This is a genomic window from Demequina litorisediminis, assembly GCF_030161615.1.
Taxonomy (GTDB): domain Bacteria; phylum Actinomycetota; class Actinomycetes; order Actinomycetales; family Demequinaceae; genus Demequina; species Demequina litorisediminis.
This window is the reverse complement of sequence record NZ_BSUN01000001.1, coordinates 1,018,774-1,039,898: the sequence shown is the minus strand read 5'-3', so window position 1 is coordinate 1,039,898 and position 21,125 is coordinate 1,018,774. Positions and strand designations below refer to the sequence as shown.

General features: G+C 69.9%; 24 protein-coding genes and 2 pseudogenes. 21 read left to right on the top strand and 5 right to left on the bottom strand.

Translation table 11 applies throughout. The features are described 5' to 3' along the window. Positions 1 to 89 precede the first annotated feature (89 nt). From QQK48_RS06400 to QQK48_RS06385, 4 genes are read left to right on the top strand one after another with little or no spacing between them, the layout of a single operon-like run. Complete coding sequence (locus QQK48_RS06400; protein WP_284327871.1) at positions 90 to 596, top strand: DUF4244 domain-containing protein; 507 nt, start codon at positions 90 to 92, stop codon at positions 594 to 596. A 10-nt stretch (positions 597 to 606) separates the two neighbouring features. After that, positions 607 to 990 (top strand): pilus assembly protein TadG-related protein, encoded by a 384-nt coding sequence (locus QQK48_RS06395; RefSeq protein ID WP_284327870.1) that lies wholly within the window; start codon positions 607 to 609, stop codon positions 988 to 990. A 30-nt stretch (positions 991 to 1,020) separates the two neighbouring features. Further along, entirely contained in the window at positions 1,021 to 1,464 is a 444-nt protein-coding gene (locus QQK48_RS06390; protein WP_284327869.1) for a VOC family protein, read from the top strand. After that, positions 1,461 to 1,613, top strand: a complete 153-nt coding sequence (locus tag QQK48_RS06385; RefSeq protein ID WP_284327868.1) for a hypothetical protein — start codon at positions 1,461 to 1,463, stop codon at positions 1,611 to 1,613. Before QQK48_RS06390 ends, QQK48_RS06385 begins: the two co-directional genes overlap by 4 nt. Before the next feature lie 289 nt (positions 1,614 to 1,902). Here the strand turns inward: QQK48_RS06385 and QQK48_RS06380 are convergent, their stop codons facing one another. The 3 genes from QQK48_RS06380 to QQK48_RS06370 are packed head-to-tail and all read right to left on the bottom strand — an operon-like array spanning position 1,903 to position 3,836. Next, the gene (locus tag QQK48_RS06380; protein ID WP_284327867.1) at positions 1,903 to 2,067 is read right to left on the bottom strand and encodes a hypothetical protein; all 165 of its coding nucleotides are present in this window, start codon (positions 2,065 to 2,067) and stop codon (positions 1,903 to 1,905) included. Continuing rightward, on the bottom strand, positions 2,048 to 3,175 hold the full coding sequence (locus QQK48_RS06375; protein WP_284327866.1) for a hypothetical protein: 1,128 nt from the start codon (positions 3,173 to 3,175) through the stop codon (positions 2,048 to 2,050). The genes QQK48_RS06380 and QQK48_RS06375 overlap by 20 nt, the downstream gene beginning before the upstream one ends. Continuing rightward, on the bottom strand, positions 3,063 to 3,836 hold the full coding sequence (locus QQK48_RS06370) for a sigma factor (RefSeq protein WP_284327865.1): 774 nt from the start codon (positions 3,834 to 3,836) through the stop codon (positions 3,063 to 3,065). The genes QQK48_RS06375 and QQK48_RS06370 overlap by 113 nt, the downstream gene beginning before the upstream one ends. A 186-nt stretch (positions 3,837 to 4,022) precedes the next feature. Here QQK48_RS06370 and QQK48_RS06365 point away from each other — a divergent pair, with 186 nt between their 5' ends. The 7 genes and pseudogenes from QQK48_RS06365 to QQK48_RS06345 all read left to right on the top strand — a co-directional run bounded on the left by QQK48_RS06365 (position 4,023) and on the right by QQK48_RS06345 (position 11,879). Further along, positions 4,023 to 6,308, top strand: a complete 2,286-nt coding sequence (locus tag QQK48_RS06365) for a sodium-translocating pyrophosphatase (RefSeq protein WP_284327864.1) — start codon at positions 4,023 to 4,025, stop codon at positions 6,306 to 6,308. A gap of 73 nt (positions 6,309 to 6,381) precedes the next feature. After that, positions 6,382 to 7,884, top strand: a complete 1,503-nt coding sequence (locus QQK48_RS06360; RefSeq protein ID WP_284327863.1) for an MFS transporter — start codon at positions 6,382 to 6,384, stop codon at positions 7,882 to 7,884. Next, a complete protein-coding gene (locus tag QQK48_RS06355) occupies positions 7,881 to 9,281 on the top strand; it encodes a M20/M25/M40 family metallo-hydrolase (protein ID WP_284327862.1) in 1,401 nt (466 codons plus the stop codon). Before QQK48_RS06360 ends, QQK48_RS06355 begins: the two co-directional genes overlap by 4 nt. Positions 9,282 to 9,310: 29 nt before the next feature. Then, a pseudogene (locus tag QQK48_RS21355) lies at positions 9,311 to 9,541 on the top strand (DUF7059 domain-containing protein); the annotation flags it as partial. A gap of 43 nt (positions 9,542 to 9,584) precedes the next feature. After that, the gene (locus QQK48_RS19430; protein WP_348523502.1) at positions 9,585 to 10,490 is read left to right on the top strand and encodes a methyltransferase; all 906 of its coding nucleotides are present in this window, start codon (positions 9,585 to 9,587) and stop codon (positions 10,488 to 10,490) included. Positions 10,491 to 10,500: 10 nt separating this feature from the next. Then, the gene (locus QQK48_RS19425; RefSeq protein WP_348523501.1) at positions 10,501 to 10,809 is read left to right on the top strand and encodes a hypothetical protein; all 309 of its coding nucleotides are present in this window, start codon (positions 10,501 to 10,503) and stop codon (positions 10,807 to 10,809) included. A 248-nt stretch (positions 10,810 to 11,057) separates the two neighbouring features. Continuing rightward, positions 11,058 to 11,879: an anaerobic ribonucleoside-triphosphate reductase activating protein gene (locus QQK48_RS06345; RefSeq protein WP_284327861.1), complete on the top strand. Its 822-nt coding sequence runs from the start codon at positions 11,058 to 11,060 to the stop codon at positions 11,877 to 11,879. A gap of 48 nt (positions 11,880 to 11,927) precedes the next feature. Here QQK48_RS06345 and QQK48_RS06340 read toward each other — a convergent pair whose 3' ends face one another. Together QQK48_RS06340 and QQK48_RS06335 are read right to left on the bottom strand one after the other, a co-directional pair. Next, a complete protein-coding gene (locus tag QQK48_RS06340; protein WP_284327860.1) occupies positions 11,928 to 12,197 on the bottom strand; it encodes an inositol monophosphatase family protein in 270 nt (89 codons plus the stop codon). Between the two features lie 5 nt (positions 12,198 to 12,202). Beyond that, positions 12,203 to 12,595 carry an inositol monophosphatase family protein gene (locus QQK48_RS06335; protein ID WP_348523767.1) on the bottom strand — a complete coding sequence of 131 codons (393 nt, stop codon included), beginning with the start codon at positions 12,593 to 12,595 and terminating at the stop codon, positions 12,203 to 12,205. A 292-nt stretch (positions 12,596 to 12,887) separates the two neighbouring features. On the opposite strand from QQK48_RS06335, the pseudogene topA reads away from it, so the two are divergent. The 10 genes and pseudogenes from topA (at position 12,888) to QQK48_RS06285 (ending at position 21,123) form a co-directional block, all read left to right on the top strand. Continuing rightward, positions 12,888 to 15,600 (top strand): annotated as a pseudogene (topA, locus tag QQK48_RS06330) (type I DNA topoisomerase). 84 nt (positions 15,601 to 15,684) lie between these two features. Further along, complete coding sequence (locus tag QQK48_RS06325) at positions 15,685 to 16,035, top strand: hypothetical protein (protein WP_284327859.1); 351 nt, start codon at positions 15,685 to 15,687, stop codon at positions 16,033 to 16,035. Then, positions 16,010 to 16,432: a sigma factor-like helix-turn-helix DNA-binding protein gene (locus tag QQK48_RS06320; protein WP_284327858.1), complete on the top strand. Its 423-nt coding sequence runs from the start codon at positions 16,010 to 16,012 to the stop codon at positions 16,430 to 16,432. The genes QQK48_RS06325 and QQK48_RS06320 overlap by 26 nt, the downstream gene beginning before the upstream one ends. 17 nt (positions 16,433 to 16,449) lie before the next feature. After that, positions 16,450 to 17,469: a hypothetical protein gene (locus tag QQK48_RS06315; RefSeq protein WP_284327857.1), complete on the top strand. Its 1,020-nt coding sequence runs from the start codon at positions 16,450 to 16,452 to the stop codon at positions 17,467 to 17,469. Beyond that, a complete protein-coding gene (locus QQK48_RS06310; protein ID WP_284327856.1) occupies positions 17,441 to 17,992 on the top strand; it encodes a hypothetical protein in 552 nt (183 codons plus the stop codon). The genes QQK48_RS06315 and QQK48_RS06310 overlap by 29 nt, the downstream gene beginning before the upstream one ends. A gap of 51 nt (positions 17,993 to 18,043) precedes the next feature. After that, on the top strand, positions 18,044 to 18,586 hold the full coding sequence (locus tag QQK48_RS06305; RefSeq protein WP_284327855.1) for a sigma-70 family RNA polymerase sigma factor: 543 nt from the start codon (positions 18,044 to 18,046) through the stop codon (positions 18,584 to 18,586). Beyond that, a complete protein-coding gene (locus QQK48_RS06300) occupies positions 18,583 to 18,915 on the top strand; it encodes a hypothetical protein (RefSeq protein WP_284327854.1) in 333 nt (110 codons plus the stop codon). The genes QQK48_RS06305 and QQK48_RS06300 overlap by 4 nt, the downstream gene beginning before the upstream one ends. Further along, positions 18,912 to 19,943, top strand: coding sequence for a hypothetical protein (locus tag QQK48_RS06295; RefSeq protein WP_284327853.1), 1,032 nt, complete (start codon positions 18,912 to 18,914; stop codon positions 19,941 to 19,943). Before QQK48_RS06300 ends, QQK48_RS06295 begins: the two co-directional genes overlap by 4 nt. A gap of 168 nt (positions 19,944 to 20,111) precedes the next feature. Beyond that, positions 20,112 to 20,546 (top strand): sigma factor, encoded by a 435-nt coding sequence (locus tag QQK48_RS06290; RefSeq protein ID WP_284327852.1) that lies wholly within the window; start codon positions 20,112 to 20,114, stop codon positions 20,544 to 20,546. Positions 20,547 to 20,643: 97 nt separating this feature from the next. After that, positions 20,644 to 21,123, top strand: a complete 480-nt coding sequence (locus QQK48_RS06285; RefSeq protein WP_284327851.1) for a hypothetical protein — start codon at positions 20,644 to 20,646, stop codon at positions 21,121 to 21,123. The last annotated feature ends 2 nt before the right edge of the window (positions 21,124 to 21,125 follow it).

The window sequence follows — 21,125 nt, the reverse complement described above, 5'->3', positions numbered from 1 at the left end:
CCCCAGGATCGTGGGCCCCCGCGCAGGCGGGCTCGTGCCGGCCGGAGGCTGGAGCCCGCGAGGGAAGGTCCCTCGCGGAAGGGAGGACCATGAGGCGCATCGCACAGATGTTGCGCGAGGACGACGGCATGGCGACCACGGAGTACGCGCTCGTCACGGTGGCCGCCGCGGCGTTCGCGGGGCTGCTCATCGCCATCATCCGTTCGGACGAGGTGCGCGAGCCTGTTGCTCGGCGTGATCCGGTCGGCGTTCGGATGAGCCGCGGGCACGGCGACCGGGGCTCCGTCACGGCCGAGATGGCCCTGGTGATCCCGGCCGCCGTGCTCGTCCTCGCCCTCATGTTGGCCACCCTGACCTGGGCTCTCACCCACCTCACGGCCACGGACCTCGCCGGAGTCGCGGCGCGGGAGGCAGCCGTGGACGGCCACGAGGAGGCGCGCGCCGTCGTCGCCTCTCGGGCGGCCGATGCGACGGTCGGCTTCAGTTCCGGCGGCGGCTGGGTGACGGCGACCGTCGAGCCTCGACGGGCCCGCCTGGCTTCCCGCGGTCACGGCGAGCGCCGTCGCGCAGGAGCAGCAGTGAAGGAACAACAGTGAAGGAGCAACGGTGACGACGCCGCCAGCGCGGAGACGACCCGCCCGTGACGCGGGCTCCGCCACCGTCGTCATGGTCGCGGTGCTCGTGGCGATGGTCGCCCTCGTCGCCCTCGGACTCGGGGTGGCCAGCGCACTCGTGGATGCCTCCCGCGCCCGTCACGTGGCGGATGCCGCCGCTCTCGCGGGAGCACTCGCCGCACGCGAGGCGGAAGCCAAGGGCGGCGATGCCGAGGCCGTGGGATGCGCTCAGGCGAGCGAGGCCGCGAGCCGCAACGGCATCGGCCTGGCCTCGTGCAGCGCCATCGGCGCCGTGGTGACCGTCACCGTGACAGCGGGAGCGGGACCCACGGCGGCCTCGGCATCGGCCACGGCGGGTCCCGCCTACGCGCGGTGAGGTGACGGCTTCGTCACGCGGTTATTGACGGTGGCGGAGGCCGCCGCCACGATGCGGATCATGGCGGACCGCGACTCCATCCATTCCCACCACACCTTCGACTACATCGAGATCCCTGCCCTCGACATCGACGCGGCAGAGCGCTTCTACCGCGACGCCCTCGGGTGGCGTTTCACCGAGTACGGCCCCGGCTATCGGGGCATCGTCACGGCCGACGGGCGCGAGGCCGGCGGCCTCACCCAGGTGGGAGAGGTCGCCCGCGGCACTCTTTTGGTGGTGCTGTTCACACGCGACCTCTTCTCCACGCGTGAGGCGATTCTCGCCGCCGGTGGCACGCTCACCCGTGACATCTTCGAGTTCCCCGGTGGCTTCCGTCTGCACTTCATGGACGTCAGCGGCAACGAGTTGGGCGTGTGGGCGTTTCCCGAAGGTGTCACCGCACCGTCACAGATCCCAGCGACTTCCACAGAGTGAGGTCCACCCAGGACTCGTCCACCGGCGCCACCGCGGCGTCCGTCGCGGCCTCGCTGTCGGAGCGAGCGACACCCGACTCGAGCACGGGCGTCTCCGGCACCAGTGGCATCACCTCGGGCAGGATCGCGTCTCCCGCGGTGTCCTCGTAGGCGGTGTCCTCGTACGCGGTGAGGTCGTAGGCTCGAGAGGTACAGGTTGGTCGACGTCACCAGGGTGTACGTGCCCGGCTCGACGTTCGCACCCAGGCCGTCGCACCGGGTCACGTCACGCCACAGGTACGTGCCGCCCACGCTGTCGCCCGAGGCGAGCAGCCCCGTCTCGGAGTCGGGAGCGATGAGGAGGTCGGCGCCGTCGGCCGCCAGTTCCTCGGCCCGCATGATCCCGTACTCACTCGCACGGTCCGTGGTCTCGGGGTAGGCCTCCGCCACGATCTTGCCGTCACGCGCCAGGTACAGGCTGCGGCTGGTGCCCCCAGAAGTTGACGATGTCATAGGCGGACACGTTGGTGACGCGCGACGTGACCTCGGGGTTGCCGTCCACCACGAAGCCGTAACTCACCGACAGCGAGGACGGCGCCGTCACCTCAAGGTCGAGCAGATCCATGGTGGAGGCTCCGGCCGGGGAACTTGGCGTCGGTGTCATCCCATGCGCAGCCCCAGTAGGCCTGGCCCGTCGCGTTGCTCATCAGCCACCGGTGCGAGCCTGCGGCCATGTCCCAGCCGCCGTCGACGGCGGAGGACTCGAACAGTTGCTGCGCGATGTCCGGCGTCAACGCCCCGTCCGTCAGCGGCTTCTGGGGCTCCGGAAGAGACGGCTCGGTGGTCTCGCTCGGCAGCGGCTCGGGCTCGCCCGGTGACGCAGAAGTCGTCGGCTCGGGCAGCGGCTCGGGCTCCGTGCCGCCGAGGTAGGCACCGAACGGGTCATCCACGGGCTCGCCGTCGACCGTGAACGTCACGGGCTCCGCCGCGACGCGGAAGATCTCGGCGTCCATGCCTGCGTGAGCGCCGGCATCCGCATTGTCCGTAGTGCTCGAGTCTTCGCTCGGCACGTCCGTGGCGACGTCAGAGGGCGTCGGGGTGCTGGCAGGAACATCGCCGTCTGCGTCACCGGGATACGCCAGCGTCTGGGCCAGGTGGACCTCGTAGTCGCCCGCGGGCAGCGCGGTGCCGTCCCAGCAGTTCACCGGCTCGACAATCTGCCACGACTGGAGCGAGGAGAAGTCGGTCGCGGGGTCAAGGCGCTCGTACACCGCACCCTCGGGCAGGGACGGCTCGTCTGCGGGACCGTAGACCAGCGGGTCGGCCTCCAGATACGAGCCCACGATGATGCCGTTCCACGTGATGACGTAGTCGCCGCCGGTAAGGAGATCCACAGGGCGGTTCGCGGTGAGGTTGCGCTCGATCTCGTAGGCGCCGTCGGACGCCACGGCCTCGCCCACCTCGAACGTGACTCCGGAGGTGTCGCCGTAGGCCCACGCGGGGTCGTCGGCAGAGAATTCGCTGCCGCACGCCCACGGCGACGCGAGCATGCCATCGGCCGCGAAGCCCTCTGCGGAGCCGGCCATGTCACCGCCGCTGTCCGCCATCGAGCCCAACTCCTCACGAGCCCCGCCGGAGGCCATGGCGGGCTCCAGCGAGTCGTAGGCCCCGGAGGCGGCGAACACCGGGGACAGCGCGCCCACGCCGAGGATCGCCACGGCGCCCGCCCCCACGAGTCCGTTGGAGCCCAGCCGCAGCGCACGCCGCCGCGACACCCTCCGCCTGGCATCCGCGGTCGAGACCGTCACCCCATCGATGGGCGCCTGGTCGGCGGCGCCCCTGAGTGCATCGTTCAGCCTCACAGCCCTGTCCTTTCATCGGCGGCTCGCCGGTCCTCGACGGTCGCGTCCTCGAGCGGCCCCAGGGCCAACTCCCTGCCCCAGCCCATCGCTGAGGTAGCGCTTCACAGTGCCCGGCGCGATGCCGGTGACGCCCGATCTGGGGCACCGTCAGGTCGTCGAAGAACCTCAGCACCACGCACGCCCTCACCCGCGGTGGCAGGGTGGCCAAGGCATCGGTCACGTCGGACCCCGCCTCCACCTGGCCGAATCGGTCCGGCGCCACCGCATCGGGCTTGAAGAGGTGCTGCACCCTTTGCCAGCGCTGTTGGCGTCGATAGCCGTCCACGTAGGACGAGGTGATGGCGCGGCGCACGTAGCCCTCGGCCTTGAGTGACGTGAGGCCGGGGCGCTCACGAGAAAAGGTGCGCACCAGCGCATCCTGGACAAGGTCCTGCGCCTGGACGGCGTCGCCACACACCAGGTACGCATAGGACAGCAGGGCGCGTTCACGATCGCGCACCAACTGCTCCATGGTGTCCCGCCACTGGGCCATCAGGTCCTCCGCTCGCCGCCCTCTTCACGGTTCTTCGCAGTATCGACGCGTATGCCCCGTAAAACGTTGGGGTGGCCGATGCTGTGGTCGGCTTCCCGACCTCCGTCACCGCCTTCCCCTAGAGTGACAAACAGCCGGTGGGTCCACAGCGTGGTGGGCTCCGTGGGCTTTCGTCAAGGAGGACGTATGCGCACCCTGACAGGCACTGAGGTTGAGGTGGGGACCTCGAATCTCACCATCGTGGCGGTCATCGCCGCCATTGCCGTCGTGTCCCTGGTTTTCTCGTATGTCCTGCGTCAACAGGTGCTGCGGGCCGGGGACGGCACCGAAAAAATGCGCGACATCGCCGGCGCGGTCCAAGAGGGCGCGTCCGCGTACCTCCGCCGCCAGATGCGCACGCTCGTGCTGTTCGCCGCGATCGTGTTCTGCCTGCTCTTCTTGTTGCCAGGCGACGCGGGCGTGAGGGTCGGCCGGTCGTTGTTCTTCCTGCTCGGGGCGGGTTTCTCGGCGGCCATTGGCTACATGGGGATGTGGCTGGCGGTGCGCGCCAATGTGCGCGTTGCGGCCGCCGCCAACGGCGAGGACGGACGCGCCGAGGGCGCCCGAATCGCGTTCAGGACCGGCGGTGCCGTGGGTATGTCGGTGGTGGGGCTCGGGCTCGTGGGGGCCTCGGCCGTGGTGCTGCTGTTCCGCGGCGACGCCGCCGCGGTGCTGGAAGGGTTCGGCTTCGGTGCCGCGCTGCTCGCGATGTTCATGCGCGTGGGCGGCGGCATTTTCACCAAGGCGGCCGATGTGGGGGCCGACCTGGTGGGCAAGGTTGAGCAGCACATCCCCGAGGACGACCCGCGCAACGCCGCAACCATCGCGGACAACGTGGGCGACAACGTCGGTGACTGCGCGGGCATGGCGGCGGACCTGTTCGAGTCCTACGCGGTCACGCTGGTGGCGGCCCTCATTCTCGGCAAGGCGGCGATGGGGGAGCAGGGCTTGGTGTTCCCCCTCATCGTCACGGCGGTGGGTGCGGTGGTGGCCGCGATCGGCGTGTTCATCACCAAGGTGCGCAAGGGCGAATCGGGCCTCGCCGCGATCAACCGTGGCTTCTACACGGCCGCAGCGATTGGCGCGGTCCTGTCCGCCATCGCCGCGTTCCTGTACCTCCCGGGATCCTTCGCGGAGTTCTCCGGCGCCTCGATCGAGGGCGAAAGCGGCGACCCGCGGATCATGGCGACGGTCGCGGTCTTCGTGGGCATCGGCCTCGCGGGCCTGATCCTGCGGATCACCGGCTTCTTCACCGATGTTGCCGCAAAGCCCACCCGGCGCGTGGCCGCGACCTCGCGGACCGGCGCCGCCACGGTAGTGCTGTCCGGCATCGGCGTGGGTCTCGAGTCGGCCGTCTACACGGCCACCGTCATCGCTGGCGCCGTAGTCATCCTGTTCTTCGTGGCAGGGGGCTCGGTGGCACTCGCGTTGTTCCTCGTGGCGCTCGCGGGCTGTGGGCTGCTGACGACAGTCGGTGTCATCGTGGCGATGGATACCTTCGGGCCCGTCAGCGACAACGCCCAGGGCATCGCGGAGATGAGCGGCGAGGTCAGCGACGAGGCGGCGCAGATTCTGACCGACCTCGACGCGGTCGGTAACACCACCAAGGCCGTGACGAAGGGCATCGCGATTGCGACGGCGGTCCTCGCCGCGACCGCGCTGTTCGGCTCGTACAGCGAGGCCGTCACCCATGCGTTGGCCGATGCCGGCGTGACCGTCGCGGACTTCGCCTACGCAATCATTCACCCGCTCACGCTGGTGGGCGTCATCATCGGTGGAGCCACGGTGTTCCTGTTCGCGGGGCTCGCGATCGATGCCGTCACGCGGGCCGCAGGCGCGATTGTGCTTGAGGTGCGCCGCCAGTTCCGGGAGATGCCCGGCATCATGACCGGTGAGCAGCGCCCCGAGTACGGGCGCGTGGTCGACATCTGCACGCGGGACTCGCTGCGCGAACTCGCCACGCCGGGTCTGCTGGCGGCCATGGCACCCATCTTCGTGGGCTTCGCGCTTGGCCCTGGAGCGCTCGCGGGATTCCTGGGCGGCGCGATCGGCACCGGCGTGCTGATGGCCGTGTTCCTCGCCAACTCCGGCGGTAGTTGGGACAACGCCAAGAAGATCGTCGAAGACGGGCACCACGGCGGTAAGAACTCGCCCGCCCACGAGGCGACGGTCATCGGCGACACCATCGGCGATCCGTTCAAGGACACCGCAGGCCCCGCCATCAACCCGCTCATCAAGGTGATGAACCTGGTGGCGCTGCTCATCGCTCCCGCCGTGGTCATGCTGACCTACGGTGACACCGCGGGCTGGCTGCGCTGGGTCATCGCGGGCATCGCCGCGCTGATCGCCGTGGCCGCCGTGGCGCGGGCGTCGCGACGCGCGCATGCGGCAGGCATCGAGGAGGAGGCCGATGCCGAGGTGGGCGCGGCCTGACACGTTGCGGACACACGGCGGTGGGATGATCCCGTCATGATGGCAAGACGGACCCAGGCTCGCGGGCGGAATCGTGGGAGCGCTCGTGGTGGTGGAAGCCTCCTCGGGTGTCCTCCAGGGCTTCTACACCCCGCTGTTCAGCGACATCGCTGACAAACTCGCGATTCACGACGCTGACATCAACTGGCTCGAGGCCACTCAGTTGTTGCTGAGCGCCATCGTGCTTCCGGTGCTCGCGCGCCTGGGCGACATGTTCGGACACCGCAAGGTGCTCATCGGCTCGCTGATCGTGACCGCGCTCGCGTCCTACGCCCTCGCGTTCTCCACGAGTTTTCCCGTGTTCCTCATCGCGTGGGCCATCCAGGGCTTCTACGTGGTGTGGCTGCCCATGAATGTGTCCATCATTCACTCGCGGGCACGCAACCTGCCCAACGGTGCGGCACTGACCAGACGCGGCGCGGGCATCATCGTGGTTGCGCTGCAGGCGGGCGCCATCCTCGGTGCACTCGCGGGCGGTCAACTCGGCGTGATGGCACCGCTGTGGGTGACGCTGCTGGTCCCCGCCGTCCTTGTCACTATCGCGCTGGTGGTGGTGATCTTCAAGGTCCCCGACCCCGGCGTGCGCGGCGGCGGCTCGATCGACACCCGCGGCACCATGGTGCTGACTCTCGCACTGCTCGCGATCACCGGCGGCCTGTCGCTGCTGCGCTACAACGGCATCAACGCGTGGGTGGTGGCCATGGTCGCCATCGGTGCCGCGCTGCTGTGGCTATTCATCAAGGTCGAGCAGCGCTCCGACGACCCCCTCATCGACATCTCGATGGTGCGCCGCCCCGAGCCGTGGCCGGTGTTCCTCACCTCCGCGCTCTTCGGCGTCTCGGTCCTCGGCGCCCAGGGGCCGCTGTCCACGTTCGCCCGCACCGACCCTGCGGAAGTGGGGTACGGGCTCGGTCTCGACTCCGCGAATGCGTCGTATCTCATCGGCGCCTACGTGGTCTCACTCCTGATCGGTGCCGCGGTGTTCTCGAAGGCCTCGACGGTCTGGACGCCACGCCTGGTTCTCATTGGGGCATCGGCCCTGGTGGCAGGCGGCTATCTCTCGCTGATCCCGCTGCACCACAACTTCGTCCAGGTCCTCGCGTGCATGATGGTCGCAGGAGCCGGATCGGGTGCGCTCGTGGCAGCCCTTCCCGCGGCGGCCGCCGCGGCGGCGCCCGCCCAGCACACCGGGATCGCCACGGGCCTGACCAACACCACCAAGACCATCGGCGGATCCTTCGCCTCGTCCGCGTTCGCGATTGCGCTCGCCTCCGGCGTGACTGCCACCGCGTCGGGGGAGGAATCCACGGCGGGATCGCTCTCGGGCTACATGACCGTCTGGGCCATCTGCGGCGTCACGGCCATCGTCGCCATGGTGGTGCTGTTCACGGTCCCGAAGGTGGCCTTCCAGGCCAACGACCCGTCACGCGCGGAAGGCGACGGCCTCCCCGCGGCCAGCGCGGTGCCCGACGCGGTGGCGCTTTCGAGCGACGCCGCGCTCCCCAGTGCCGCCGCCGAGCAGGAGGACAAGTCATGAGGCGCAAGCGAGCATCGTCCGCCGCCGATGCGCACCCGTTCGGGCTCGCCGCCGCCCAGCATCTTCAGACCTTGGTGCGGATCCCCACCGTCGTGCCGCCGGGTGACGCGCCGCTGACCCCGGAGGTGGCCGCGATCTTCGCGAGCCACCGCGCCGCGCTCGAGGAGTGCTACCCGCAGGTCTTCGCCACCGCCACCGTCGAGACCGTCGGCAGGGCGGGGCTCCTGCTGCGCGTCGAGGGCGCCACCGCCGAGCGGCCCGTGATCCTCATGGCCCACCAAGACGTGGTCCCGGTTCCGGACGACTGGGAGGCCGAAGGCTGGGAGTTCCCGCCCTTCGACGGCGCCATCGCGGACGGCTTCGTTCACGGCCGCGGCACGCTCGACGACAAGGGTGCGCTCGTGGTGTTGCTCGACGCCCTCGAGGGTCTGCTCGGCGAGGGATGGACGCCAGCGCGCGACCTTTATCTGCTCTTTGGTGCCGACGAGGAGCAGCACGGGGCATCCGCAGTGGCGGCGGTCAACGTGCTCGAGGAGCGCGGCATCGAGCCGTGGCTGGTGCTCGACGAGGGCGGCGCCGTCGCCCTCGATGCGTTTCCCGGCCTCAAGGGCCCGGCGGCGGTGATCGGCGCCTCGGAGAAGGGCATCGTCACACTGGAGTTGGTCGTGGAGTCGCTGGGCGGACACGCCTCGACCCCGCCGCGTGAGTCGGCGCCGGGAATCCTCGGGGGCGCGCTGGTAGCCGTCGAGTCCTCGCCCTTCCCCTCGTCGCTGCACGACCTTTCGGTGGAGATGTTCGAGGGACTCGCTCCGCACCTGCGGGGACTCATGAAGCCGCTGCTGCGGCGGGCCCGCTCGCTGCGGGGACCCCTGGCGTCGGTCATGCCGCGGCTGGGGCCCGAACTCGCGGCGATGGTGCGCACCACCGCAGCCATCACGATGCTGGAGGGATCGCCCGCACAGAACGTCCTCGCCACGCGGGCCAAGGCGACGCTGAACTGCCGCATCGCCGTCGGGTCCTCGGTGGAGGAAACGGTGACGCATCTCGTCTCCGTCATCGGCGATGAGCGGGTGCGGGTCGACGTGATCGAGGCAACGGAACCGTCCCCGGTGTCTCCCACCGCGGGAGACGAGCGCTGGGACGCCCTGGTCGCTGCCGTGGGGGTCTCCTACCCCGAGGCCGTGGCAGTGCCGTACGTGATGATGGCCGCCTCGGACGCCCGCCACGTCGCGCGCATCGCCCCCGCCGTGTACCGGTTCTCGCCGCTGCTCATGGTTAAGGCGCAGCGCGAGGCCATCCACGGGCCCAACGAGAAGGTGTCCATCGACTCGCTTGGCCGCGGCGTGGCCTTCTACCGGGCTCTCCTGACGGGGTCAGCCCTCGGCCCAAGCGTCTAGCCTGACCGCATGAGTATCACCGTCCCGCAGTGACCGATTCGCAGGCGTCTTCCCTGCGGGCCGACCTCGAAGGCTGGACGGTCGATGCTGTCGACGACCTCCTGGGCGACCGCGCGGCTCGCGCGCTACACCGCGAGCAGGTCACGCCCGCGCGCATGGCCGCGCGTGACGCTGGCGGCGACCGCGCCGCGCTGCTCAGCCGGATCTTCCTCCTCGGCGACACCCTGACCCGGGACGAGGTGAGTGCCGCACTGCCGCACCTGGGTGCGGACGCCGCCGCGGGCATCGGCCTCCTGAACATCGATGGCGACTCCGCGCGGTCCGTCGTCGAGCCTGAGCCCTCACGCGGCGGCGAACGGCGACGCCCAGGCCGACTGGTGGGTCGCCTCCGACCCGCGCGAGGCGCTCACGGGCCGCGCCGTCGCCGAGGACCACGTGCTCGGCGTCGGCGGTGCGTCCACGATGCTCGCCTCCATCACCCTGCGCACCCCGGTGGGGCGCGTGCTCGACCTCGGGACGGGCTGCGGGATTCAGGCGCTTCACGCTTCGCTGCACGCGGGCGAGGTGGTCGCGACCGACATTTCGCAGCGTGCGCTCGCCTACGCGAGACTGACCCACGCGCTGAGCGTCCCGGACGCCCGCTGGGACCTGCGAGAAGGAAGCCTTCTCGAGCCGGTCGAGGGCGAGGCCTTCGACCTCATCGTCTCCAACCCTCCCTTCGTCATCACCCCGCCCGGGGCCCCGCGCTTCGAGTACCGCGACGGTGGCCTCGAGGGTGACGAGGTCGTGGGGACGCTGGTGCGGGAGGTGGGAGCTCACCTCAACCCCGGTGGCGTGGCGCAGTTCCTGGGCAACTGGGAGATTCGCGGCGCCTGGACCGAGCGGCTCGAGCAGTGGCTCTCGGAAAGCCCCGTGCCGCTGGACGCCTGGGTCATTCAGCGCGACGCCCTCGATGCAGCCGAGTACGCCGAGACCTGGTTGCGTGACGCCGGCATCACCCCCGAGCGCGACGCCGCCCGCTTCCGGGCCGCCTACGAGCAGTACCTGCGGGCGTTTGACGCGGCAGGGATCGAGGCCATCGGCTTCGGTGCGGTCCTGCTCAGGCGGCCGATGCACGGGTCGCCCACGCTGAAGAGGCTGGAGGAGCACGAGGGGCAGGCTCCCGACGCCGCTCGGCCCGCACCTGGCCGCGAGCCTCGCCGCACATGACTGGCTCGCGGTGACGGACGACGCCGCACTTCTTGACACGGCGCTGGTGGTGGCTCCGGACGTCACCAAGGAGACGTATGGCCGGCCACTGCTCGCCGACCCCGAACACCTCCTGTTGCGCCAGGGAGGCGCGCTCGGCCGCTCCATCAAGGCGGACACGGCGCTCGCAGGCCTCGTGGGAGCCTGCGACGGCGAACTCACCGCCGGGCAGATTGCCCGTGCCCTCGCCGTATTGCTCGACGTGCCCACCGAGACGATGCTCGCGGGACTCGCGCCCGCGATCCGGGAGCTCGTCAGGGACGGGTTCCTGATTCGCTGAGCCTGCGGCGTCCTCCGCACCACAATTGCCGGCGTGGCAGCCGCCCTTGAGGGTGAAACTGTGCGGCGACGCTGCCGCGTGGGACCGGTGGCCCGCAAACTTGCGGTGCGGGCGACGCGCGCCCACCTCCAGCGACGTGAGGATTTTCACGGTATCGGTGGGACCAACGTCGCCGCGGCGACGGTTCCGCGCGCCTGACACTGGAAGAAGCCTCGCGCCCGCGCGGCTCATCCCGTCAGGAGGATGCGATGCCGGACCCCGCCGCGCCCGCACTATCCGCACTATCCGCACACTTGGCAGTTCCGCACGCTACGGCGCTCCCAGGGCCCACGCTGCACCCTGGCGCACGCGACCGCGGACCCACGCTGATGCGCGCCGACTGGCATGGCTCCACGCCGCTGAGCATCGGCCGCTTCATGGCCAACTCCACGAGTCACTGGCCGGGCCGGACCGTCGCGGTCGTCTACGTCCAGGGCTGCCCGTGGCGCTGCGCCTACTGCTTCGACCCTTCCATGCAGTCCGACGACCCCGCGGCGGCCTGGCGCTGGGAGGACGTGGTCGCGAGCGTGTCGGCGCGCCGCGGCGAGCTCGACGGCGTCGTGTTCACGGGCGGGGAGCCGACGCGCCAGCCAGCACTCGGCCGCGCGATGGCGCTGATGCGTGAGCTCGGAATCGCCGTGGGGCTCCACACGGGCGGCGCGTACCCCGCGCGGCTCGAACGGGTGCTTCCGCTGGTGAACTGGGTGTCACTTGATATCAAGGCGTCGCCGGGGTCCTACGGGCGGATCACCGGGCTCGCGATGGCGGGCGAGGCCGCCTTCCAATCGCTGCGGCACGTGCAGGCTGCCCGGGTGCCGTTCGAGGTGACGGTCACGGTGGACCCCACCGTTCATTCGCGCGACGAGATCCTCGACCTGGCCGACCACCTCGATGCCCGCGGTGTGTCACGCGTGGTGCTGCAGGAGGCGGAGGCGACGCTCGCCAACCCCGACTACGCGGCGAGGCTAGCGGGACGCGGCATCGGCGCCGTCCTGGAGCCAGCCGACCTGGGGCGCTTCGCCGTCAGATAGGTGAGCGGCGGCGCCACCGCTCGCGGCTGGCTCCTCGCCCCAGGATCCTCAGGCCCCGCCGGAGGCCTCGGTGTGCGCGGCGATGCTGTCCGCGACGGCCTGCCATTCGCCTTCGCGCGCCACGAGGAAGGGTGCACCGGGAAGGTCGGGGCGGTAGTCACTGCCGTCGAGGTAACGCGCCGCGTAGCCGAGCTCACGCGCCACAGCCACGCCCGGGGCGTGGTCCCAGGGCTTCGCGCGGGACCACAGCAGGAAGTCGGTGACGCCCGTCGCGAGGTCCCAGTAATCCCAGCCGGCGCACATGCGCGGCGGGAGCACCTCGGCTACGTCGTCACCAAGGCCGGCCACTCCTCGGCAAGGCCATCCGGCAAGAAGCGTGCGATCGCGACGCCACGTAGGCTGTGCCAGCGGCCGTGCGGCCCCGGTGAGAGGCGCGAGCGGCTCACGGGCGGCATCGGCCCCCGCACCACCCAGGCACCCTGACCGCGCTGTGCGCCGAACAGGTCACCGGTCTCGGGGTGAAGAATCCAGCCGTCGGCGGCCTCGCCGCCCACCACGCGCGCCACCATCACCGCGTAGTCGACCTTGCCGTGAGCGAAGTTCCACGTGCCGTCCACTGGGTCGACGGTCCACGCGGCCGGCTCGGTGGCGAGCAGGTCGGTCAGCGAGGGGTCGTGCTCGGTTGCCTCCTCGCCCACCACGGCGATGTCATCAATCTCGCGCAGCAGGGGGTGAGGGCCTTCTCGGACTCGACGTCGGCGATTGTCACCAGGTCGTGCGGACCGGACTTCGTGTCGATATCGCCCTCGGAGAGGGCGCGGAAGCGGGGGCGGATCAACTCATCGGCCACCCGACGCATGACGGTCTCGACACTCTCGTAACTCACGACCCCATCGTGTCACGCTCCGGTGGCGGCAAGGTGAACGAGACAGACCCCGCGGGAGCAGGTCCCGATAGACAGCCGTTCACCCATATGTATTCTGTGAGCGTCCAGCGCCCCGGATCTCGGTGGCATGTCAGGACGCCGCACCCACCGAAGGCAGGAATCCATGGCCCACAAGGCTCGTCATCGTCGAGTCGCCCACCAAGGCCGGCACGATCGGTGGCTACCTCGGCTCCGACTATGAGGTCGTGTCGTCTGTGGGTCACATCCGCGACATCCCCGAGCCGAAGGAGATGCCTGCGGAGGTCAAGAAGGGTCCGTTCGGTAAGTACGGCGTGGACGTCGACAACGGATTCGAGCCGTACTACCAGGTGTCGGTGCGCTCCAAGAAGATCGTCGCGGACATCAAGAAGAAGGCTGAAGGACGCCGACGAGGCTCTACCTCGCGACTGATGAGGACCGCGAGGGAGAGGCCATCGCCTGGCACCTGCTCGAGGTGCTCAAGCCCAAGGTTCCCGTGAAGCGTCTCGCCTTCCACGAGATCACCCGTGAGGGCATCGATCGCGCGCTGGCCGCGCCCCGCGAGATCGACATGGAGATGGTGGAGGCGCAGGAGACGCGCCGCATCCTCGACCGCCTGTACGGCTGGGACATGTCCGACGTGATGCGTCGCAAGGTGGGCCAGGGTTCCTCCGCGGGCCGCGTCCAGTCGGTGGCGCTGCGGCTCGTCGTGGACCGGGAGCGGGAACGCATGGCGTTCCAGTCCGCCGAGTATTGGGACCTGACCGCCCGTTTCACGGCCACCCGAGGGGCCGATGCCGGGGTCGCCTTTGTGGGGCGCCTGTCCAAGGTCGACGGCAAACGCGTCGCCTCGGGCAAGGACTTCGACGACCGCGGTGTGCTCACCTCGGACAAGGCTCACCACGTCACCGCAGGCGAGGCTGGAGCCATCGCCGCAGGGCTAGCGAACGCCGCGTTCTCCGTGGTGGACGTCGCCTCCAAGCCCTACAAGAAGCGTCCCGCCGCACCGTTCATTACGTCGTCGCTGATCCAGGAGGCGTCGCGCAAGGCTGGGCCTCGGTGCTCGTCAGGCCATGGGTGTGGCGCAGGCGCTGTACCAGCAGGGTTACATCACCTATATGCGTTCCGACTCGCCCGTGCTCTCGGGTGAGGCGATCAAGGCGGCGCGCAGCCAGGCCATCGACCTGTTCGGTCCTGACGCGGTGCCGCCCGCCGCTCGGGTGTACGCGTCGCAGGACTCGAACGCCCAGGAGGCGCACGAGGCGATCCGTCCCGCGGGCGACAAGTTCCGCACCCCCGACTCGCTCCGGACCCGCCTGCGCGGCGACGAGTTCCGCATGTACGAGATGATCTGGAAGCGCACGCTCGCCTCCCAGATGGCCGATGCCGTGGGCACCACCTCGACCATTACCGTGGGCGCCACCAGCGCAGGCGGTCACGCCGTCGAGTTCACGAAGTCCGGCACGATTCTGACGTCGCCCGGCTTCCGTGCCCTGTACATCGAGTCGACCGAGGTTGCCCGCTACGAGGACGAGGACGGCAAGCAGCCCTCCGACGGCGACTCGCGCCTGCCGCAGGTGGCCAGCGGTGACCCGCTCGACGCATCGGACCTCGAGGCGCTCACGCACGCCACGAACCCGCCGCCGCGCTACACCCAGGGCGCCATGATCAAGGAGCCTCGAGGACCGCAAGGCCGGGGCGCCCCTCGACCTACGCCTCGACCGTGGACGTCATTATCAACCGTGGCTACGTGCGCATCGACAAGCGCGCGCTGGTGCCCACGTGGCTCGCCTTCTCGATCGTGGGCCTGCTGGAGGAGCACTTCCCGTCGCTCGTCGACTACGGCTTCACCGCGGACATGGAGGCCGGGCTTGACCGGATCGCCGCGGGGGAGCGGTCGATGAAGGACTGGCTGCGTGAGTTCTACTTCGGTGGCGACGGCGCGGCCCAGGACGGTCTGCGTGAGCCTGCTCGACAACATGGGGGAGATTGACGCGAAGGCCGTCAACACCTTCGAGATCGGTGACGGCATCGCGGCGCGCAACGGCCGCTATGGCGCATACATCGAGCGGGAAAGGGACGGCGAGCAGCAGCGCGCCTCCATCCCCGAGGAGTTGGCTCCCGACGAACTGACGGTCGCCAAGGCCGAGGAACTGTTCGCGAACCAGGGGGCGACGAGCGCTCGCTCGGCACGCATCCCGAGTCCGGCTTCGAGGTGGTCGCCAAGGGTGGCCGCTACGGCCCCTACGTCACCGAGGTGCTCCCCGAGGACGCCAAGGGCAAGCCCAAGACGGCATCGCTGTTCAAGGACATGCACCTCGAGACTGTGTCCCTGGAGGACGCGCTCAAGGCTCATGAGCCTGCCGCGCGTGGTGGGCGTCGCCGAGGACGGCGAGGAGATCACCGCGCAGAACGGCCGCTACGGCCCGTACCTGAAGAAGGGCACCGACTCGCGCACCATCGAGTCGGAGCAGCAGGCTGCTCGACATCACGCTCGAGGAGGCGCTGGCCATCTACGCGCAGCCCAAGCGTGGCCGGGGCAGGACCGCGGCACCGCCCATGAAGGCGTTCGGCAACGACCCCGTCTCGGGCAAGCCCGTGGTCATCAAGGACGGCCGGTTTGGGCCCTACGTGACGGACGGCGAGACGAACGCGACCATCCCTCGCGGCGAGGACGTGGACGGCGTGGATGAGGCGCGCGCGTTCGAGTTGATTGCCGACAAGCGTGCGAAGGGCCCCGCGAAGAAGCGCACGGCGGCCCGCAAGCCTGCCGCCAAGAAGGCGCCCGCGAAGAAGGCTGCGCCCAAGAAGAAGTAGGCGTGCGCGGTCCGCAACGCGCCGCACTGGGGTGCTAGCCGGACCGTCACGCTCTCCCCTAGGGTGACTGCCCAGGGGGGACACATGTCAGCAGTGGACGAAGCGGTCACGGAGTTGTACCGCGACGAGGAGATTGCCAGCCTGGCGTTCTCCCTCACAGGCTCTGTGGCCGGTGCCGAGACTCTGGTCCGTGCATCCGTGGCCCGTGCCGTGGCGCGCGGCTGGTGGCTTCGCAGGGGTCTCCAGGCCCGGGTGCGCCATGCGATGGTGCGGCTGGCCTGCGCTGAACTGAGCGCGGCCGATACGGCACCAGCCTGCCCCGGATGCCGCGCATGCCCCGGCAGAAGGCGACACGGCGCACGCTCCGGACGTCGCCGAGGCATCTGCCGGCACCGCCCTTGCGAGCGGTGTGAACCCCTACGCCCCACCTGGTGAGCACGTGGTCGCCGCCGCGGACCCGGCATTCGCGCCGCCTGCCTCACCTCCCCTGCCCGGCTCGCCTGCCGTGGCGGCCTCGCCCGAACGTCCGGCACCACGGCCCGCGCTCGCCGATGCGTCGGTGACGGACGCGGCTCGGGTGACTGACGCATCGGCCGAGTCCGAGCCCTCAGCCGTGGACCGCGTGGTGGCGACGCTGCCGCCGCTCGAGCGGGTGACGTTGGTGCTGCGCTACCGACTGGATCTCGATGAGCGGCGCATCGCACGGCTCCTGCGTGTCTCACGAGACGACGTCGACACCATCGTGGCCGCCGGGCGCGAGCACCTTGCCGTCACGCTCGGCGTGAGCATGCATGACGTGGAGCGTGTGATGGTGGGGCAGGGCTCGCGATGAGAGATGCTCAGGACGCCATGCGGCAGGCGGGACACAGCCGTGCGGCCGAGGTCCTCGCGCTCCTCAGCGACACGGACGCTCTGGAGGCCGACGCTAGGTCTGCGCGGGTCGGGCGGCGACGCCGGTCCTGGCTGCGCGGCGGTGCGGCGAGCATCGCGGTGGTGGCCGTCGCCGCATCGTTCCTTACCCTCAGACCACCGCCACCGATGCCCCTGATTCAGGCGGCCGATGGCGTGGTGGGTGACGCGGCCATCATGCGGCTGGACGATCAGTTGCGCGGCATGTGCGACATGGGGCTAGAGCCCACCCCACACGTGCCCCTCGCGGGCCCCGGCGTGGCGATCGCTTCGGAGGATGTACGCGACCTTGGTATCGAGATGGACGCGCGCGTGGTGCGGGTCGCCGTGGGCGACTCGGTGGAATTCACCGACGTGCGCACGGACGGCGCGGTCGTGGTCGAGGGTGTCCCTGGGGCGAACGAGCCCATGACGGCCGTGGTGATTACCGTCAGTTGGCGCGGGGACGCTCTGTACGACGTCTCCGCCGCCGGGTACCTGGTGGCGGGAGACCGGCTCGTCAGCGACATCTCGGGGTGGCCCATGGTCCTCACCGACACGAGCACGTTGGAGTGGATGGGTTACAGCGCGGTGCCTGCCTACGATCGCGTGACAGACCGTACCTCGATCTCGCACATGTCGTACCTGGACCCTATGTGCCTGGGCTCCCTCGATATCTTGCTCGACTCGAGCGGCGAGTGGCCGTACTCGGCTCCCGACATCCCCACCTCGTTGCACACCTTCGTTCAGGTGCGGGACGAGTCAGGTGAGCCGCTCGTGACGAATCAGGATGCGCTCGGGTGGGCCGAGACCCCGGTCGAGTTCCCCGGCTACGAGGAGGCGGGCAAGGTGGCGACAGTGACGCCGCTGACGCCGGAGGAGCCTGCTGGCGGCCGAAGAGGAGGCTGCCGCCGCGATCCCGCAGGTCCCGCACGCGTCGCTGGCGGCGAAGGTGCGCGACGAGACGGCCCGGGTGGGTGAGCCGCTCACCGAGGTAGGGACCGGGGTCAGACTGCTTGCCCCGTGCGCCGCGACCGCCGAGGCACTCAGGGCCAGCGGTGGCGTACTGACCGTGGTACGGACCGACGCCGAGCCCCTCGGTTTTCCTGGCGAGCTCCCGCTCGAGGTCGTGGTGGGAGACGAGCAGTGGGGCATCGCGGATGAGGACGCCGAGTTTCCTGAGGAAGGGTCGTACTGGACCCAGAGCGCTCAGATGGTATTCCTGGACACAGTCACGGGCGAGGTCGCCACGGTGTTCGGGGCGACCGTCGACTTCGCCACCGACGACAATACGGGTTGGATCACGGACGCCGCGGGAGTGAGTCGGGACACGGCTGTCGACTGCGGCCCCGCTCCCGACGTTGATCCGGGGACGTACCGGGTGCTCATGGCCACGGAGTACGGCGGGCACCCCGTCGACGTGCTGGACACCGCCGTGGGGGGCAACCTCTATGGCTACGTGGCGTCGTGGGTCGACGTCGGCGACGTCACCCTGACGGAGTGACCCCAACCGAATCCGCGCATCGGGCGTTCATATGCCGACGAAGGGGGAGCGGTGAGCGCCGACGATGACCTGATGCGAGAACTGCTGGCACGTGCCGGTGGAAGGCTCGCTGCGTACGGCTACCTGCTGACGGGTACGCAGCACGCGGGCGAGGACCTGGTGCAGGACGCGATCGTGAAGGTGTTCGTGCGCCGCAGGCGGCTGGCGAATGCTGCCGCCGCGGAGGGCTACGTGCGCGCCGCGATGCGGACCCTCCACCTCGACCGCATGCGCCGCGAGTCGCGATGGCGACGCGTGGCGCCCGGCTTGGTGGAGCGAACCGAACTGCCCGATCATGCGGACGCCGTGGCGGTGGCCGATGCGGTGGCCCGCGGACTCGACGCGCTCAGCCCGCGGCAACGTACCGCGGTGGTGCTGCGGTACTTCGACGATCTTCCTGTGGTGGAGGTGGCGCATGAGATGCGGCTCGCGACCGGGACGGTCAAGAGGTATCTCTCTGAGGCGCTTGAGCGGATGGGTGGTGTGCTCGGAGCGGACCCCGAACGCACCGAGGTGGTGTCGACGACGACTCAGGACAAGGAGGCACGGCGATGAATCTTCACGACGAGTTGGGGCGGGCAGGCGCCGAGGCGACGGGCGGATCGGCCGAGCGACTGGTGTCCGGGTCCGTGGTCGAGAGCCTCGGTGCGCGGGTGCGGCGTGGCCGCAGGCAGCGCGCGCTGGGAGGTGCGGGGGTGGTCGCCGGGGTCGGCGTGGCCGCCGTGGGGCTGTGGGCTTGGCTGCCTCTGGGCGGATCCGCGCGGGACGTGGAGCCGGCCGCGAGCCTATTCGCCGCCGGCGATCTCGGGCGCCGTCCAGTACGAGGTCGATGCGTCGGCGCGTGTCTCTGCGGAGGTGCCCATCGACCTGCGAGTTCCCCGTGACCTCGCATGCGGCGTCGACGTCGAGGCTCGAGGAGGGCGTCACCGTGCATGACGAGTCGGTGCTCTCAGCCGGGGTGGTGGTGTCGGCCGCGTCGCGAATGCAGATCGATGACGGCTCGGTCGTGGACAACCCCGAGTCGGTGTGGGTGGGGTACGAGGCGCCCTACTTTGAGGCGGCGGTGGGCTGGCAGGACGGCGACGGCATCACGACAACGACGGTGCCGCTACTCCTGCGCTCCGGAGAGGTCGTGGGCGTCGGTGTTGCCGAGGGTTCCGCGGGCGGCGGTGCGGGCGGTGACGTGGAGGCCACTCAGTTCTGGACTCCCCTGCCACGGGACTGCCCCGAGGGTACGGAGCCTGGTTTCTTGCTCGATGGTCACTATCAACCGGTACTGGTGATCCAGGTGTGGTCGGCCTCGCTGCAGGACGCTCTCGCTACCATCGTCGTGAGCGCTGGCGATGTCGAGTACACGGGTGCGCAGGGGCTCAACCCGGTCGAGATTCCCGAGGGCCTCGCGAGCGTCGAGGTGGTCACCCTGGTCGGCGGCTTCGCCTGCGACGCGACGCTTGATGCCGCCGAGGTGACCGCAGGTGACAACTTGGGCGATGTGGCTGGCGTGGGTGCCGCCGCGCCGATCCCGGACCAGATCGAGACCGGACGCCTCTACGGGTACGGCGACGACGCCCTGGTGGGAGGCTATCCGGCGCCGCTGGGCCCCGATGCAGGGCCCGCGGTGGAGGAGTTCGGCGGCGAGCCCGCGCGACTAGTGCTGTCAGCGGGCGAGGACCGGTGGGTGTTCGATGCGACCTGGAGCGAGCGGGACGACCTGCCGTACGACGACGCCGGGTGGTTCGTGGCGCTGAGCCAGGTGTGGGACTGCGGATCACCCGATCTCATCGAGCCGGGCGACTACGAGGCCCGGCTGATCTACTCGGGTGCCGACGGTGACGAGGTGGGCACCGCCACGCTCACCGACGTCACGGTGGTCAGCGGCGTCCCGTCCATTCCCGAGTTGGCGGGCGAGTAGGCGCGCTCCGCACCACAGTTTCGTTGGCGAGGCCGGTCGCGATCCCTGGTGCGAGCCTGGAAGCGGGTGGGTGACCGCGCGACTACGCAGAACTGTGGTGCGGATGTCGCGAACGACCCCACCCCGGAGCGCCTCCTGTCCGTCTCTAAGATGTGAACAGGGGGAAAAGTGGCTGACGACTCAGACCTGGTGGCTCAGGTGCTTCGCGATGGTGGTGCACGGCTCGCGTCGTATGGGCTGGTGCTGACCGGGTCGCCGCACGACGCGGAAGAACTGGTGCAAGCCGCCATCGTGAAGACCTTTGTCAAACGCCGCCGGCTACGTGATCCGGTCGCCGCTGAGGCCTATGTCCGCGCCACGATGCGGACGCTCTACATCGACGGAGTCCGTCGCGAGCGGACCTGGGGCAGGCTCATCCCCTCGATGGTGCGCACATCCCACCTTCCCGACTCGAGTGCCGAACTCGCTGGCCACGATCACGTGGCGCGGGCGCTCGCAGAGCCTTCCCCGCCAGGTGCGGACCGCAGTGGCACTGCGCTATTACGACGACCTGACGGTTGCCGACATCGCCCACCGGATGAAGGCTGTCCCAGGGCACCGTGAAGAAGTACCTGCAGGACGGCAGGACTCGGCTCGCCCCCTTGCTGGGGCTCAGCACCGAGGAACCGGAACACGCCACCGTGACCGAGGGGAGGGCGCGATGATGGACATGGGAGACGCGCTGCGTCGCGCTACTGCCTCGACGAGCAAGTCGGTCGCCGCCGTGCTTGGTGAGGACGCGCGTGTGGAGGCGACCGCATCGGCCATCCGACGAGGCCGGCTGCTCCGGACGGGCGCTCAGGCCTCTGCCGCCGTGGTGGGCATCGGCGCCATCGGCATGGGCGCGTGGATCTTCGCGCCGCGCCAGGTGGAGCCGGCCACAGTGGACGATGCTGTCGTCAGGTCGGTCGCCCCGGTCCCCGAGGACGGGTCGACGGTCTTGTGCTCTCCCCAGGGAGTCGGTGTCACCACGCCTTACGTGCCGTGGGACGAGCAGGGCGTGTGGATCGCCGATGAGTCGGTGCGTGACCTGGGCATCGAGGTGACCGCCGACCTCCTGGTGGACGAGGACGAGGTCGGGGGATGGCAGATCGCGGAGCCCGGCGGGACACTCGACCGAGCCTGCCAAGGACACTGGTGACT